Source organism: Frigoribacterium sp. VKM Ac-2836, assembly GCF_013248995.1.
Classification (GTDB): domain Bacteria; phylum Actinomycetota; class Actinomycetes; order Actinomycetales; family Microbacteriaceae; genus Frigoribacterium.
Genome location: NZ_JABRPK010000003.1, coordinates 184,887 through 199,047 on the forward strand (window position 1 = coordinate 184,887; position 14,161 = coordinate 199,047).

Consider the following 14,161-nt stretch of genomic DNA (forward strand, 5'->3'; position numbering starts at 1 on the left):
CCCGCGTGGATCGGCCGATTCCGGCCGACCTCCGCTGAGGCGAGCACACCGAGGAGGCGCGGTGCCGGGCGACCGGCACCGCGCCTCCTCGCTGTCCCCCTTTCGGTGGGCATGACGGGGACGAGGGTCTGTGGCATCGTTGACCCGTTCGAAGAAGGCTCGTTCCCACCAAGCGCGCCCAGCGAGGAGAGCCGTGTCGATCAGGGACGAGTCACGCGAGGAACGGCGCCAGCGGGCGGTCGAGAGCCTCGGCATCGTCGAGTCGGGGCACGAGGATCGCCTCGACCGGGTCACGCGGGTCGCCCGGGCGGTGTTCGGCGTGCCGTTGTCCTCCGTCACCGTGATGGATCACGACCGGGCGCTCTTCGTCGGCCGCGCCGGCTTCGAGGACCCCGAGTCCGCTCGCACCGACACGCCCTGCAGTCTCGTCACCGACACGGGAGACATCGTCACCACCGACGACGCCCGCGTCGATCCCCGGTTCGCCCACCTCGGCGCCTTCAAGGACAACGGGCTGGGCTTCTACGTCGGGCACCCGCTCCGCGACGGTTCGGGCAACGTCGTCGGCTCGTTCTGCCTGATGGACGCCGAGCCCCGGCGACTCACCGACGACGAGATGGCCGAGTTCCGCGACCTGGCCGCCTGGGCCCAGGTCGAACTGCTCGCCGACGCCGAGGCCTCGGCCGCCCGGTCGACGCAGCAGGCGCTGTTGCCGGCCGAGCCTCTCGAGGTCGAGGGCGTCCGCGTCGAGGGGATCTGCCTGTCGTCGCTCAGCGTCGGCGGCGACTACTACGACTACGGGCTCATCGGCCGGTTCGTGCACGTGGCCGTGGGCGACGTCATGGGTAAGGGCGTCGGGGCGGCGATCATCGGTTCGTCCGTGCGCGCGGCCTGCCGGGCCGCCTCTCCGCACGTCGCCGCCGGACGCGAACTCGGCCTCGCGGTCGACCGCATCGAACGTGCCGTGCGGACCGATCTGCAACGCACCGGGACGTTCGTCACCTACTTCCACGCCGTCCTCGACCTCGACACGGACGAGCTCTGGTACGTCGACGCCGGGGCGGGGTTGTCGATCATCGCCCGGGCCGACGGCAGCGTCCAACACCTCGCCGGCACGGGGCTGCCCCTCGGGCTCGACGAGCTGCAGCACATCACCGAGACGACCCGCCTCGGCGTCGGGGACCAGTTGATCGTCATGAGCGACGGCGTGCTCGACGTCCTCGACGACGAGCGCGACTGGGCTCTCGAGGTCGGGCGGCTCGCGACGCAGCCCGGCCCCGACGGTCACGGTCTGCTCGGATCGATGGTGGCCCTCACCGAACGACGCCTCTCACGCGACGACGTCACGGTGGTCGTCATGGACCGACGCCCGTGACCGACACCCTCGGTCGCCGCGATCAGCGGCTGCTCGACCGCACCACCGGTGGCCGTCGCATCGTGGCGATCCGGGTCGTGGTGCTGCTGGCGTCACTCGCCGGCCTGAACTACATCGTGTGGCGATGGGCCGCGTCGGTGAACTGGTCGTCGTGGTGGATCGCGGTGCCGCTGATCCTCGCCGAGACCTACAGCGTGATCGATTCACTGCTGTTCGGCCTCGGCGCCTGGCGGCTGCGCGAACGCGGCGCGCCGCCGGCCGCACCCGACCCCGACACCCTCGAGACGCGGGTCACGGTCGACGTCTTCGTCACGACCTACGACGAAGAGGTCGACCTCGTCATGCGCACCGCCCTCGCGGCGCAACGCATCCACTACCCGCACACGACCTGGATCCTCGACGACGGCGGACGTCCCGAGATCCGTGCCGCCGCCGAGGCCGCCGGCATCGGCGTCATCACCCGCTCGGACGACTGGGCCGACCGGCCGCGCCACGCGAAGGCCGGCAACCTCAACAACGCGTTGCTGGCCACCGAGGGCGAGTTCCTGCTCATCCTCGATGCCGACCAGGTGCCGAAGCCCGAGATCCTCGACCGCACCCTGGGCTACTTCAAGGACGAGCGGACCGCCCTGGTGCAGACGCCGCAGTGGTTCGAGAACGTGCCCGAGTCCGACCCCCTCGGCAGTCAGGCCCCCCTGTTCTACGGGCCGATCCAGCAGTCCAAGGACGGCTGGAACAGTGCGTTCTTCTGTGGATCGAACGCGGTGCTCCGGCGGGAGGCGCTGATGCAGCTGGGGGTCGCGCGGTACGTCACCGAGGTGGAGGCCGCCGTGCGTCGGGCCATCCGCACCTCGCGCAAGCTGCTCGTCCGCGCGCGGGAGGAGGCCGTCGACCAACCCCGCGTGCTCGAGGCTCTGGACGACGCCGAGACCGTCGTCGAGCGCGCCCGGGCCGAGTTCGCATCAGGCGAGTCCATCGGCGACGTCACCTACCGGTTCCAGCGCAGCATCGACACGATCGCCTTCCGCTTCGCCGATGCCGACCTCGCCGACATGAAGGGCGACCTCGCCGAACTGGCCGCGATGTCGCTCGGCCCCGACACGTTCGACGCCCTCGACGAGGCCGCGCTCGACCTGCTCGCGCAGCGGTCGTCCTCACCGCTGGCCGCCATCGAGTCGATCTCGTTGCTCGTCGGCGCGCTCGACGTCGACCGGGGCTCCGAGGCGCAGGCGATCATGCCGCTCGCGACGATTTCGGTGACCGAGGACATGGCCACGGCGATGCGCCTCCACGGGCTGGGCTGGAAGTCGGTCTACCACGACGAGATCCTGGCGATCGGACTCGCCCCCGAAGACCTGGCGACCATGATGACCCAGCGCCTGCGCTGGGCCCAGGGCACGATGCAGGTGTTCTTCCGCGAGAACCCGCTCGTGCAGAAGGGGCTCTCGTGGGGGCAGCGCCTCATGTACTTCTCGACCATGTGGAGCTACCTCTCGGGTTTCGCCGCCGTGGTCTACATCGCCGCTCCCGTGCTGTGCCTGTCCTTCGGCGTCGTGCCCGTGCAGGCCTACAGCGTCGACTTCTTCGCCCGCCTGATCCCGTTCCTCGTGCTCAACCAGCTGCTGTTCTGGGTCGTGGCCGCGGGGCGGCCGACCTGGCGAGGTCAGCAGTACTCGCTGGCGTTGTTCCCGGTCTGGATCGCCTCGGTCACCACGGCGTTCCAGAACGTCTATCGCGGCCGGGCTCTGGGCTTCTCGGTCACGCCGAAGACCCGTCAGGTGGCCACCGGCCCCCGCTGGGACCTCGTCCGACCGCAGATCTGGGCCGTCGCCTGCCTCGTCGCCGCACTCGTGCTCGTCGGCGTGCGGTACGCCACCGGACAGGCCGAGGGCATCGCACCGCTGGTCAACATCGCCTGGGTGCTCTTCGACCTGGTGATCTTCAGCATCATCGTCCGTGCCGTTCTCTATCCGGGGCCCCCGGCACCCCACGACAAGGAACCATCATGATGACCGTCACCGTCGAGACCGTAGAGGGCGGCTGCGTCCTCTCACCACAGGGGCGTCTCACCGTCGTCTCGACACCACAACTGCGGGACGAGGTGTCGGCACGCCTCGCCGCCGGCGACCGCCTCATCGTCGTCGACCTCTCGGGCACCACCTTCGTCGACTCGTCGGGCCTCGGTGCCCTCGTGTCCTGCCTGAAGTCGGCACGCCAGGCCGGCGGGGACCTGCGGCTCGTGGCACCCACCGAGCAGGTCTCGATGGTGCTGCGACTGACGAACCTCGACCGCATCCTCAAGCCCCGCGCCTCGGTCGCGGCCGCCCTCGATGACTGAGCGTCCCGGCTCCGTCGTCATCGACGTGGCCGTCGAGCCCGAGAGCATCGACCTGGTGCAGAACGCCTTCGAGGCCTGGTGGACGTCGCTCGGCGACGACTCGCTCGAGACCCGCTTCTCGTTCGAGACGGCCATCGTCGAGATCGCCGCGAACGTCGTCGAGCACTCGCGTCGTTCCGAGGCCGACCTCGGTCGTCGCTTCACCCTCGAACTGTCGGCCACCGACGACCGCCTGACGGCCGTCTTCCACGACAACGGCATGCCCAGCGAGATCGACCTCAGTGCCGTCTCGATGGCCGACCTCGAGGACGAGGACGGCCGCGGCCTGGCCCTGGCGCTGCTCAGTCTCGAGAGCCTCGACTACCGGCACGAGGGCGGCCGTAACGTGTGGACGCTCGTGTGCCGACGCTGAACCACCCGTCGTCGACGGGTGCGGGGTCCGCGAGCGGGCCGCGACGGTCCGTCGCGCGTCGGCTCGGCGCCGCGCTCCTCGCCGTCGCGGCCCTCGTGCCCCTGGCGCTGGGGCCGGCGGTGCTCGGGGACGCGACGTCCGCGTCGGCCGCCACCGCGCCTCCGGAACCCTCGGGCACGTGGTTCGGCCCCGACCTCGACTGGGGTTCGGACGGCCCCGACGGCTACGCCGGTCGGCTCGGCGCGACGCCGTCGCTGTACGGCGTCAACATCGACTACCCACTCGATCGCCGGGCCACCGACGAGTGGCGGCGTTCGGCACGGGCCGCCGCCGCGCAGGGCGCCGTGCTCGTGATCAGCCTCGAGCCGACCGGGCGGCTCTCTGAGCTCGACGCCGCGGACGCGCGTCGCGCCGACGACCTGCTGACCGAGATCGACGAGCAGTACGGCACGTCGCAGCTGGTGCGCTTCGCGCCCGAGATGAACGGCAACTGGCAGCGCTGGGGACAGCAGCCCACCGCGTTCGTCGGCGCCTTCCGTGAGCTGGCCGACGTCGTGCACGCGGGGGAGTCCCGCGCACGGATGGTCTGGGCGCCGTCGTACGGGGCGGGGTACCCGTTCTCGGACGCCGACGGCCGCCTGCCCGAGACGCCGGCCGGCGACGTCGGCCTGCTCGACACGAACGACGACGGGCGGGTGACCGAGGCCGACGACCCCTACGGGCCCTACTACCCGGGGGACGACGCGGTCGACTGGGTCGGCCAGTCGATGTTCTACTTCGCCAAGGGCAGCGCCTCGACGGCGGCCGGCACGTCGGTGCCGTTGGTCGAGAACCAGGCTCCGGCCGCCGGCGAGGTCGAGGGTCGCTTCGGCGAGACCTGGGGCTACGCCGAGGCGCAGCCGTCGACCTTCTACGAGCGGTTCGCCGAGGGGCGTGACCGGCCGATGCTGCTCGACACCGGGGCCCTCTACGCCGATGAGCTCGCCGGCGCGGCCGAGCTCGACGTCAAGCAGGGCTGGTGGCGTCAGGTGCTGGAGTCCCTGCCCGGGCACGACCGCATCGCCGGCGTGACCTGGCTCGAGGTCGAGCGCGACGAGGCCGAGGCGGGCGACCGCCCGGTCGACTGGCGGGCCACGGCCGAGCCGGGCATCGCGGGATCGCTGCGCACCGACCTCGAGGCGAGCGACCGCATCGACCTCGGGCCGGTCACCGATCGGATCACCTCGACCGACGGCGACGCCGCGACCGTCCAGGTTCGTGACGGCGGCGGGGACGAGATGGGGTGGATCGTGGCCTGCGCCGGGGCGCTCGCCCTGGCCTTCCTCGTGAGCGGCGTCGTCGGCCGCCTGCTGCCCCGGTGGCGCTACCCCGACGACGGTTCGCCCGCCCGCGACCTGCGCATCGACCTGTTCCGCGGCTTCATCATCCTCGCGGTCGTCATCACGCACATCGAGGTCGCCGGACCCTTCTCGTTCGTCACGCTCAAGGCCGTCGGAGCGATCACGGGCGCCGAGATGTTCGTGTTCCTCAGCGGCATCGTGCTCGGCATGGTCTACCCCCTGGGCATCAAGAAGTACGGAGAGAAGGCGGCGGCGATCGGGGCGTTCGTCCGGGCGCGCAAGCAGTACGTCGTCACGCTCGCGGTCATCCTGATCGTCTTCGCGCTGAGCTTCGTGCCGCTGCTGAACACCGACGCCGTCACCACGTTCACCGACCGCGGCACGGGCACGACCGGGACCACGGCCGAGGGGCGCGTCTACGACCTCTACCCGAACGTCGACCGCCTGCTCGACTACCCGCCGCCCTGGTACGCCGTGCGCCAGCTGCTGTTGCTCGAGATGGGGCCGTGGCCGTTCAACATCATGGGCCTCTTCGTCGTGCTCAGCTTGACGATCCCGGCGCTCATGTGGGCGATCAAGCGGCGTGCCTGGTGGGCCGTGCTGCTGGTGAGTTGGGCGCTCTACGCCGTCGGCGTGGTCTTCCCCGACGTCCACCTCCTGCCCTCGCAGTTCGAGGCGGTGTTCCCGCTCTTCGCCTGGCAGGTGCTGTTCACCCACGGCCTCGTGATCGGTTGGTACCGTCGGCAGATCGTGACGGCGTTGACCACCCGACTCGGCAAGGTGCTGGTGGGTGTCGGAGTCGTCGGTTACGCCGGGTTCCTCGCGCTGATCTGGGCCGGGCACGCCTACGGATTCGCTCCGGGGCCGATCCCGTCGGGCCTCTACGACACGCTCTACGCGACCGGCTACCAGCGGGTCGACATGCAGTGGGGCCGACTGGTGGACGTCGCGTTGGTCGCCGTCTGCGTCTACGCGATCCTCACGGTGTTCTGGACGCCGATTTCGAAGGCCGTCGGATGGTTCTACGTCCCCCTCGGCCAGGCGAGCCTCTACGTGTTCATCTGGCAGGTGTTCTTCGTGCTGGCCGTGGCGTCGATCCCCGGACTCGACCGGTCGAGCGTGGTCGTCGGCACGATCGTCCACACGGTCTCGGTGCTGCTGCTCTGGGTGATGGTGAAGAAGAAGTTCCTGTTCTCGGTCGTGCCGCGCTGAGCGGCGCGCCCCCGGGGACGCAGGAGGCGCGGGTCGGGTGACCCGCGCCTCCTGAGCCGGCGGCTCGTCGCCTCAGGCGGGCTCGCCCGGGGTGGCGACCACGAGGTCGAGACCGGCGTCGACGAGCGCCGCCGCCGCGTCGTCGTCGAGTCGGTCGTCGGTCACGATCGTCTGAAGCTCGGCGAGCCGGAGGGCCCGGTACTTGCCGAATCGCCCGTACTTCGAACTGTCCGCGACGAGCACCGAGCGTTCGGCCACCTCGAGTGCGGCCCGCTTGACCTCGACCTTCGCCTCGACCGGCGTGGTGACGCCGTGCGCGAGATCCCACGAGCTCGACGAGATGAAGGCCAGGTCGAGCGACAGTTCGGCGAGCGTCAGGCGGGTCAGGCGGCCGAGCGTCGACTGGTTCGCGCTGTCGACGCGGCCCCCCACGACGATGAGGTCGACGTCGGGGTGGTCGAAGAACGACCGGACGGTGGCGAGGTCGTTGGTGACCACGGTCAGGCCGGTGACGTCGTCGAGGTGTTCGCGCATCGCCTGCACCGTCGTGCCGGCGTCGAGATACACGGTCATGTGGTCGCGGACGAGGGCTGCCGCCTGGCGGGCGATGGCCCTCTTCTGGTCGACGTCGACGTCTTGTTTGACGTCACGGCTCGCCTCGACCAGGAGCCTCGGCGTCAGTTTCGCCCCACCGGGGGTGGCCGTGACGCGACCCTCGTCCTCGAGGGTCGCGACGTCGCGTCGGATCGTCATCTGGCTGACGCCGAGCAGGTCGGTCAGCTGCCGGTAGCTCAGCACGCGCTCGCGCTGGAGGTGCTCGACGATGCTCTCGCGCCGCTGCTCGGGGATGAGGGGGGCTGTGGTGGACACGTCCGGCCTTTCTCGCGTCGATCAGCCTAGTGCGGTGGGCCCCGTCCACGGCATGCCCGAGGCCCGGGTGATGGCGGCCACCTGGTCGGCGGGGATGAGGCGGCGGGCGGCGCCGTGGGTGAGCAGGGCGATGCGGCAGGCCTCCTCGACCTCGACGGCGCCGAGGACGGCGCGGTCGAGGTCCTCGCCGCTGACGACGCTGCCGTGGTTCGACAGCAGTGCCGCGCGGAACGGCACCGGGCTGTCGGTCACGAGTGATCCCATGGAAGGGTCGCCCGGAGCGACGAAGGGCAGCAGGGGGATCTGCCCGACGCGCATGAGCGAGTACGGCGTCAGCGGGGGCACGGCGCAGTGCTCCGACCAGGGCTCGAGGCAGGACAGGGCGACGGCGGAGGGGGAGTGCACGTGCACGACGGCCCGGTGTCCGGGGTTCTTGAGGTACATCGCCCGGTGCAGGGCGACCTCCTTCGAGGGCTTCGGGCCGGAGATCGACCTGCCGTCGGCATCGAGGACGGAGAGGTCGTCGACCGTGAGCGACCCCAGCATCGTGCCGGTGCCGGTCATGAGCAGGCGGTCACCGTCGCGGACGCTGACGTTGCCCGAGCTGCCGGGGCTGAGCCCGGCGGCGACGAGGGCCCGGCCGGCCTCGACGAGTCGTTCGGCTGCGGTCACGAGAGGGCCTCCCAGGCGGTCGAGAAGAGGTCGACGGCACCGAAGTTGCCGCTCTTCAGGACGAGGGCGACCGGTCGGCCGCCACTCGTGGTCGCAGCGGTCCAGCAGACGCCGGGGCCGAGCGCGGGCCCGACCACCAGGGCGGCCGTGCCGAGCGCCGTCACGACGGCGCCGCTGGTCTCACCCCCCGCGACGACGACCAGCCCGACGGTGCCGTCCGCGACGAGGTCGTGGACCAGGGCCGACAGGACCGACTCGACCACGGACGCCGCCGAGAACCCTGTCGCCGACCGGCTCGCGGAATCCGCCGCGACGACGTCGGACGGCTCACCGACCGAGTAGACGACGGGCACGGACTCGGCGTCGAGGCCGCGCACCCAGTCGGCCAGGGCCGCGGTCTCGGCGGCGGGGTCCGCCGTGGCGGCCGTGAGGTCGATCTTGCGCGTGGGATGCGTGGCGGCCGCGTGCGCGATCTGCCCGCGGGTGGCGGCGGAGGCCGAACCGCAGACGACGAGGCGTCGTCCGGTCACGTTCGAGAACTCGGTGGGCAGGACGGGCGGCGGCGCGTCGTCGGCGCCGACCCCGAGGGCGAGGCCCGCGCCCCCGCTGACCAGACGGTGGTGTGCCGTCGCGCGGCCGATCGTCACCAGGTCGTCGTCGTCCACGGCGTCGACGACGAGGTGACCGGCCGGGGCCGAGTCGAGCACCGCCCTCAGGGTGTCGACCCCCGCGCGCACGTCCGCCAGGGGCACCTCGGTCACGGGGGCCGTCGTCTGTGGCGCGAGGAGGTCACGGAGTCGCGAGCGCGTCATGGGCGTCAGCGGGTGGTGACGCATCGACGACTCCTCGAGCAGCTCGTCGCCGACGTACAGGCGGCCCTCCAGGACCGTGCGGCCGTTCGCGGGGAACGCGGGGACGACGATGGCCCGGTCGGTCCCGAGCCGGTCGTGGAAGGCATCGAGGACGGGCCCGATGTTGCCCTCGTCCGTCGAGTCGAAGGTCGAGCAGTACTTCAGGGCGAACCGTTCGGCCCCGGCGTCGATCAACCAGGCCAGGGCCGCGGTCGACCGCTCGACGGCCTCGTCGACCGGGGCCGTGCGGGTCTTGAGAGCGACCACGACGGCGTCGACGCCGGCGTAGGTCGCGGGATCGACCGCCGAGGGGGTGACCACGACCACCGTCTCGAGGCCGCGACTGCGGAACCCCGTGGCGAGGTCGGTGGCTCCGGTGAAGTCGTCGGCGACGGCACCTATCAACATGGCGGGACCTTTCGGTGGCGGGCGGGCTCACGACGGCGCAGCGGCGACGTCGGGAGCCCGATCAGTCTATGTGACTATTTGGTGCGATGTTTGACAATTTGATAACCCCGGCTACAGTTGCCATGCTCGCCCGGGCCGACCCTGGCCTCTTGAACGAACGGGAACAACGGTGATCCTCCACTCGACGACGTCTCGCACGACTCCGGTCCGTGTCCTCCTCACCGGCGCCAACGGCGGGTACGGCCGCACCCTGCTCGACCAGCTGCGTCGGCTGCCCGACCTGACGGCCACGCAACTCGTCGATCCCGACGTCGCCGGCGTGCGGGTCATGCTCGACGAGCTGGGAGTGCCCTCGGCCGAGGTGGCGACGCCGACCACGGCGGCGGCCACGGCCCAGGCGGTGTCGTCCGGCTCGATCGCCGTGATCGCCGACGCCTCGGCCGTCGACTGGGAGGGTGTCGACGTCCTCGTCGAGGCCACCGGTCGGATCGAGGCCGGCCACCGGTACGCCGACACCGCCCTCGAGCACGGCGTGCACGTCGTCATGGTCAGCAAGGAGGTCGAGTCCGTGGCCGGCGTGGCGTTGAGCGCCAAGGCCCGCGCGGCCGGCCTGCGGTACCTGCCCGGCGACGGCGACCAGCCCGCGAACCTGCTGCGTCTCGTGGCGTGGGTGCTCGAGTGCGGCTTCGACGTCGTGGCCCTGGGCAAGTCCGGCGAGTACGACCTCGCCTTCGATCCGGCCACGGGCGTCGTCGACCAGGCCGGCACGACCGTGGACGCCCCGGCCCTCGGTTCGTTGCTCGACCTCGGCGACGACCCCCTCGCGACCCTCGAGGCGCGTGCCGCCGCGGTCACCGGTCTCAAGCGCGCGGCGGCCGCCGACTCGTGCGAGATGAACGTCGTCTCGCTCTACACCGGCGCTCGCGCCGACGTCGAGGCCATGCACTACCCCGTCGCCCGACCCGACGAACTCGCCGACCTCTACACGGCACGCGAGGACGGCGGTCTCCTCGGCCGCACCGGCGTCGTCGACGTCTTCTCGATGCTCCGTCTGCCGGGCGAGGCGAGCTTCGCCGGCGGTGTCTTCGTGATCGTCCGTACGGGCGATCCCGTGACCTGGGAGACGCTGCGAGGCAAGGGGCACGTCGTCAGCCGCGACGGTCGTCACGCCTGCATCTACTGGCCGTACCACTTCATGGGCGTCGAGACCCCGCTCAGTATCGTCGCGGCCGTCGACGGGACCTCGCACCTGCCCGAGCCCCGGCAGCACACGGTGCTCGCCGCCCGTGCCGGTGAGGCGTTGTCGGCCGGCACCGCGTTCCGCGTCGAAGGCCACCACCACGAGATCGCCAATGTCGCACCCGTGATCGTCGATCCCGACGACGAGGGCATCGCGCCCTACTACCTGCTCGGCGGCGCGCGGCTCGTGGCCGACGTGGCCCCCGGCGACCTCGTCCGGCTGGACGACCTCGCCGACGTGCCCGAGGCGGCGCTGGCGGCCTACCGGGCCGGACTCGCGCTGGGTCGCTGACCCGCGCCTCCTCGACTTTCCCTCCCTCTGACCCCGTGACACCCCGAACCAGGAGATCGACGACGATGCCCTTCACCCCCGACCCGACCGACCCGACCCCGGCGGCGACCTCGTGAGCGTCGAGCTCGTCGCCCTGATCGTCCTCGTGGCCGTCTTCGCCCTCTCGGCGATCCGCAACGTGCACATGGGCGCCCTGGCGCTCGTGGCCGCCCTCCTCGTCGGCGTGCTCGTCGTGGGCGAGAGCCTCGACGACGTCCTCGGCGGCTTCCCGGTCGACGCCCTGCTGATCCTGCTCGGCATCACCTACCTGTTCGGCATCGCCCGAGAGACCGGGGTGGTCGACTGGCTGGTCGACCGCTCGGTCGGCCTGATCGGCGACCGCGTGGCGCTCATCCCGTGGGCGATGTTCGTCATCGGGACGCTCGTCGCCTGCCTCGGCACGTCGCACGCCGCCTTCACGATCGTGCCGATCGCGATGAGCCTCGCGCACAAGCACAAGATCCACTCGACGATGATGGGCATCGTCATGAGCTCGGCCATCGTGGGCGGCGCCCTCGCCCCGACGAGCATCAACGGCATCACGGTCATGACCGTGGCGCGGGCGTCGGGCATCCCCTACAACCCGGGCCTGATGTTCGGTCTCTCGGTCGGCATCAACACGGTGGTCGTGCTCGTCGCGTTCTTCCTGTTCGGCGGTCGCGAGCTGATCGCACGGACCCGGGCGGCGGGCGCCGCCCGTGCCTCGGCGCCGGCCGGTGGAGTCGGCGGCTCACACGGCACCGGTGGCGGGCAGGGTTCGAACGGCACGGCCGTCCTCACCGAGCCGGCCACGGCCACCAGGCTCGGCGCCTACCAGCTCGTCGTGCTCGTGAGCATCCCCGTGCTGATCGTCGGCTTCTTCACGATCACCCTGCTCGACGTCGACCTGAACCTCGGTGCCGTGGCCCTGACGCTCGCCGTCTTCCTCGCCTTCGTCAAGCCCGACGTGGGTCGGGCGTCGCTGGCGCGGGTGGACTGGAACACGATCCTGCTGCTCGGCGGAATCATCACCTACGTCGGGGTCCTGACCCGGCTCGGTGCCATCGACCAGCTCGGCGAGGTCGCCCGCTCGGTCTCGTCGCCGTTGCTCGCCGCGTTCGTCATCTGCGTGATCGCCGGACTCGTGTCGGCCTTCGCCTCGACCATCGGCATCTTGGGCGCGCTCATCCCGCTCGCCGTCCCCCTGCTCGTGCCGGGCGGCGGACTCGAGATGACCGGCTTCATCTACGCCCTGGCGATCTCCGCCTCGCTCGTGGACTGTGCCCCGTTCGGCACGACCGGCGCGACCATCGTCGCCTCGGGCGTCGAGGAGGACCGACCGCGCCTCTACCGCCACCTGACCCGGTGGGGTCTGTCGATGGTGGTCGTCGGGCCGGTCGTCACGTTGCTGCTGTTCGTCGTGCCGTTCCTCTGGGCCTGACCGGTCGGGCCTGACCGGTCGGGCCTGACGGCCCCGAGAACGCAGGAGGCGCGGGTCACGTGACCCGCGCCTCCTGCGTTCTCTTTTTCCGCGGCACCCAAACGGGGGAGGCGTGCGGCTCCGAAGACATGCCCGGGTGCCCCTGGGCACCCCGTGCCCGACCGACCCTGTCGAGGCACGCCGTCGGCGGCCCGAACCGTCGGCATCGTCGGGAGTCCGAAATCCCGACACGGACTCTGGTGTCAAGGGCGACACCGGGGTCTGCGGGGGCTCGTGGTCAGGCGAAGGCCAGGCGCAGGCGCGCGATCACGATCGGGTCGACATCGGCGACGCGGCACACGAGTGGTTCCTTCTCGATCAGGCTGATCGCGGCGCGCATGCGGCGGCGCTCGGTCTCGGTGACGTCCACCGCCACACGATCTCGCCGTGAGACGAGCGACCCGAGGGTGGCGATGTCGACGAGGTGTCGCGTGTGGTCGTCTCCCGGGATCTCGATGGCCGCTGCTTTGGCCAGGAGTGCGCCCTGCAGTGTCGGCCGCGAGACGACGCCCTCGCGGCCGTTCACCCGGACCTCGACGGGGTGTGCCCGGTCGACCGCACCCTGGGCGCCGGGCGCGGCGAGGGTCGTCCCGCCAGTGACCCCGCGGCGTGACGACGCCCGCTCCCCGAGGAAGCGCGGGATGAGGACGTCGATCTGGGCCTCGCCCCGCACCCAACGATGTTGGTGACCCTCGAAACTCTCACCGTCCGCCTCGAACCCACAGTCGCGGAGAGTCGTCGTGAATCGCAGCAACATCGTCGGATGGGCGCGCACGTCGAGCACGGTGTCCGCGTCGTTCGTGGGGCGGGCTGATGTCGACCCACGCTCCCAGCAGTGCGACTGGACCATCTGGCCGCCGACGACGGCCCAGCCCGTCGGCAAGCGGGCATGCACCTCGAACAGAGCGTGCCACGCCTCGGCCTGGGCGGCCCGCAGTGCCGGGGCGACGATCATCGTGAGCCCCGGCGGATCAATCCGTCGGCCGCGGCTCGCTCTCGAGGCCCGGTGCTCGTCGCCAGGTCGGCGATGAGGACGCCGAGTGGCAGAGGACGGGGCGAGGCGCCGTCGTGGACTCTGAGCGTGACGTTCGGCCGGGGGGACGGGACGAGCAGGTACTCGTGGACCACGGCGTCGAGGTCGGAAATGGACACGTGCGCCTCGAGCCTGCCTCCGTCGCTCATGCCGGACCGGTCATCGCTGCTGCCCCCCGGGGTCAGTCGGGCGTCGAGTCGGAGATCCGGGAGGTCGTCCGCAGGGGCCTCGAACCCGAGGGCGGCGGGGTAGGCGGTCCGTAGCCAGGGGGCGAGCCTCTCTGACGGCCTCGCCTCGTTGCGGAGTTCGGCGACGCGGGCGGTGGTCCGACCGCGCTCACTCGGCGAGAGGCCCTCGGCCCAGCCGGGGTCGTCCGAGAGTCGCGCCACGAGGGCATCCGCGGAGCGACGCGACAGCGGTCGACCGGGAAGGTGTCGATGAGGAAGGGCGTCGTCGATCAACCAGCGGCCGCCGACGCGCCTCGCGTCGAGACGACCCGCCGCTGCTGCGGCCTGGGCGCGCCGAATGGAGATGTCGTGCTCTCGTGCGTACTCGGACGCGCTCACCTCGGCCATGGTGACCACAATCATACGCATTCGCGAACCATTGTGGAAGCCCGGC

The 14,161-nt window shown here is 71.3% G+C and carries 12 protein-coding genes; 7 read left to right on the forward strand and 5 right to left on the reverse strand.

Going from position 1 to position 14,161, the window contains the following annotated elements:
• The first annotated feature begins 193 nt into the window (after positions 1-193).
• The 5 genes from HRF36_RS12445 to opgC are packed head-to-tail and all read left to right on the forward strand — an operon-like array spanning position 194 to position 6,677.
• Positions 194-1,375 carry a SpoIIE family protein phosphatase gene (locus HRF36_RS12445; RefSeq protein ID WP_173210367.1) on the forward strand — a complete coding sequence of 394 codons (1,182 nt, stop codon included), beginning with the start codon at positions 194-196 and terminating at the stop codon, positions 1,373-1,375.
• Positions 1,372-3,384 (forward strand): glycosyltransferase, encoded by a 2,013-nt coding sequence (locus HRF36_RS12450; protein WP_371740151.1) that lies wholly within the window; start codon positions 1,372-1,374, stop codon positions 3,382-3,384. Before HRF36_RS12445 ends, HRF36_RS12450 begins: the two co-directional genes overlap by 4 nt.
• Positions 3,381-3,713 carry an STAS domain-containing protein gene (locus HRF36_RS12455; RefSeq protein ID WP_173210369.1) on the forward strand — a complete coding sequence of 111 codons (333 nt, stop codon included), beginning with the start codon at positions 3,381-3,383 and terminating at the stop codon, positions 3,711-3,713. The genes HRF36_RS12450 and HRF36_RS12455 overlap by 4 nt, the downstream gene beginning before the upstream one ends.
• Positions 3,706-4,125, forward strand: coding sequence for an ATP-binding protein (locus HRF36_RS12460; RefSeq protein WP_173210371.1), 420 nt, complete (start codon positions 3,706-3,708; stop codon positions 4,123-4,125). The genes HRF36_RS12455 and HRF36_RS12460 overlap by 8 nt, the downstream gene beginning before the upstream one ends.
• Positions 4,113-6,677, forward strand: a complete 2,565-nt coding sequence (opgC, locus tag HRF36_RS12465) for an OpgC domain-containing protein (protein WP_371740152.1) — start codon at positions 4,113-4,115, stop codon at positions 6,675-6,677. The genes HRF36_RS12460 and opgC overlap by 13 nt, the downstream gene beginning before the upstream one ends.
• A gap of 72 nt (positions 6,678-6,749) precedes the next feature.
• Here the strand turns inward: opgC and HRF36_RS12470 are convergent, their stop codons facing one another.
• From HRF36_RS12470 to otnK, 3 genes are read right to left on the reverse strand one after another with little or no spacing between them, the layout of a single operon-like run.
• Positions 6,750-7,547 carry a DeoR/GlpR family DNA-binding transcription regulator gene (locus HRF36_RS12470; protein WP_173210373.1) on the reverse strand — a complete coding sequence of 266 codons (798 nt, stop codon included), beginning with the start codon at positions 7,545-7,547 and terminating at the stop codon, positions 6,750-6,752.
• A 21-nt stretch (positions 7,548-7,568) separates the two neighbouring features.
• On the reverse strand, positions 7,569-8,219 hold the full coding sequence (locus HRF36_RS12475) for a class II aldolase/adducin family protein (RefSeq protein ID WP_173210375.1): 651 nt from the start codon (positions 8,217-8,219) through the stop codon (positions 7,569-7,571).
• Complete coding sequence (otnK, locus tag HRF36_RS12480; RefSeq protein ID WP_173210377.1) at positions 8,216-9,478, reverse strand: 3-oxo-tetronate kinase; 1,263 nt, start codon at positions 9,476-9,478, stop codon at positions 8,216-8,218. The genes HRF36_RS12475 and otnK overlap by 4 nt, the downstream gene beginning before the upstream one ends.
• Positions 9,479-9,647: 169 nt before the next feature.
• Here otnK and HRF36_RS12485 point away from each other — a divergent pair, with 169 nt between their 5' ends.
• Both HRF36_RS12485 and HRF36_RS12490 read left to right on the forward strand, forming a co-directional pair.
• The gene (locus HRF36_RS12485) at positions 9,648-11,009 is read left to right on the forward strand and encodes a homoserine dehydrogenase (RefSeq protein WP_371740153.1); all 1,362 of its coding nucleotides are present in this window, start codon (positions 9,648-9,650) and stop codon (positions 11,007-11,009) included.
• A 112-nt stretch (positions 11,010-11,121) separates the two neighbouring features.
• Complete coding sequence (locus tag HRF36_RS12490; protein WP_173210379.1) at positions 11,122-12,468, forward strand: SLC13 family permease; 1,347 nt, start codon at positions 11,122-11,124, stop codon at positions 12,466-12,468.
• A gap of 277 nt (positions 12,469-12,745) precedes the next feature.
• Here the strand turns inward: HRF36_RS12490 and HRF36_RS12495 are convergent, their stop codons facing one another.
• Positions 12,746-13,462 (reverse strand): hypothetical protein, encoded by a 717-nt coding sequence (locus HRF36_RS12495; RefSeq protein ID WP_217271264.1) that lies wholly within the window; start codon positions 13,460-13,462, stop codon positions 12,746-12,748.
• Positions 13,459-14,136 (reverse strand): hypothetical protein, encoded by a 678-nt coding sequence (locus HRF36_RS12500; protein ID WP_254281304.1) that lies wholly within the window; start codon positions 14,134-14,136, stop codon positions 13,459-13,461. Before HRF36_RS12500 ends, HRF36_RS12495 begins: the two co-directional genes overlap by 4 nt.
• Between the last annotated feature and the right edge of the window lie 25 nt (positions 14,137-14,161).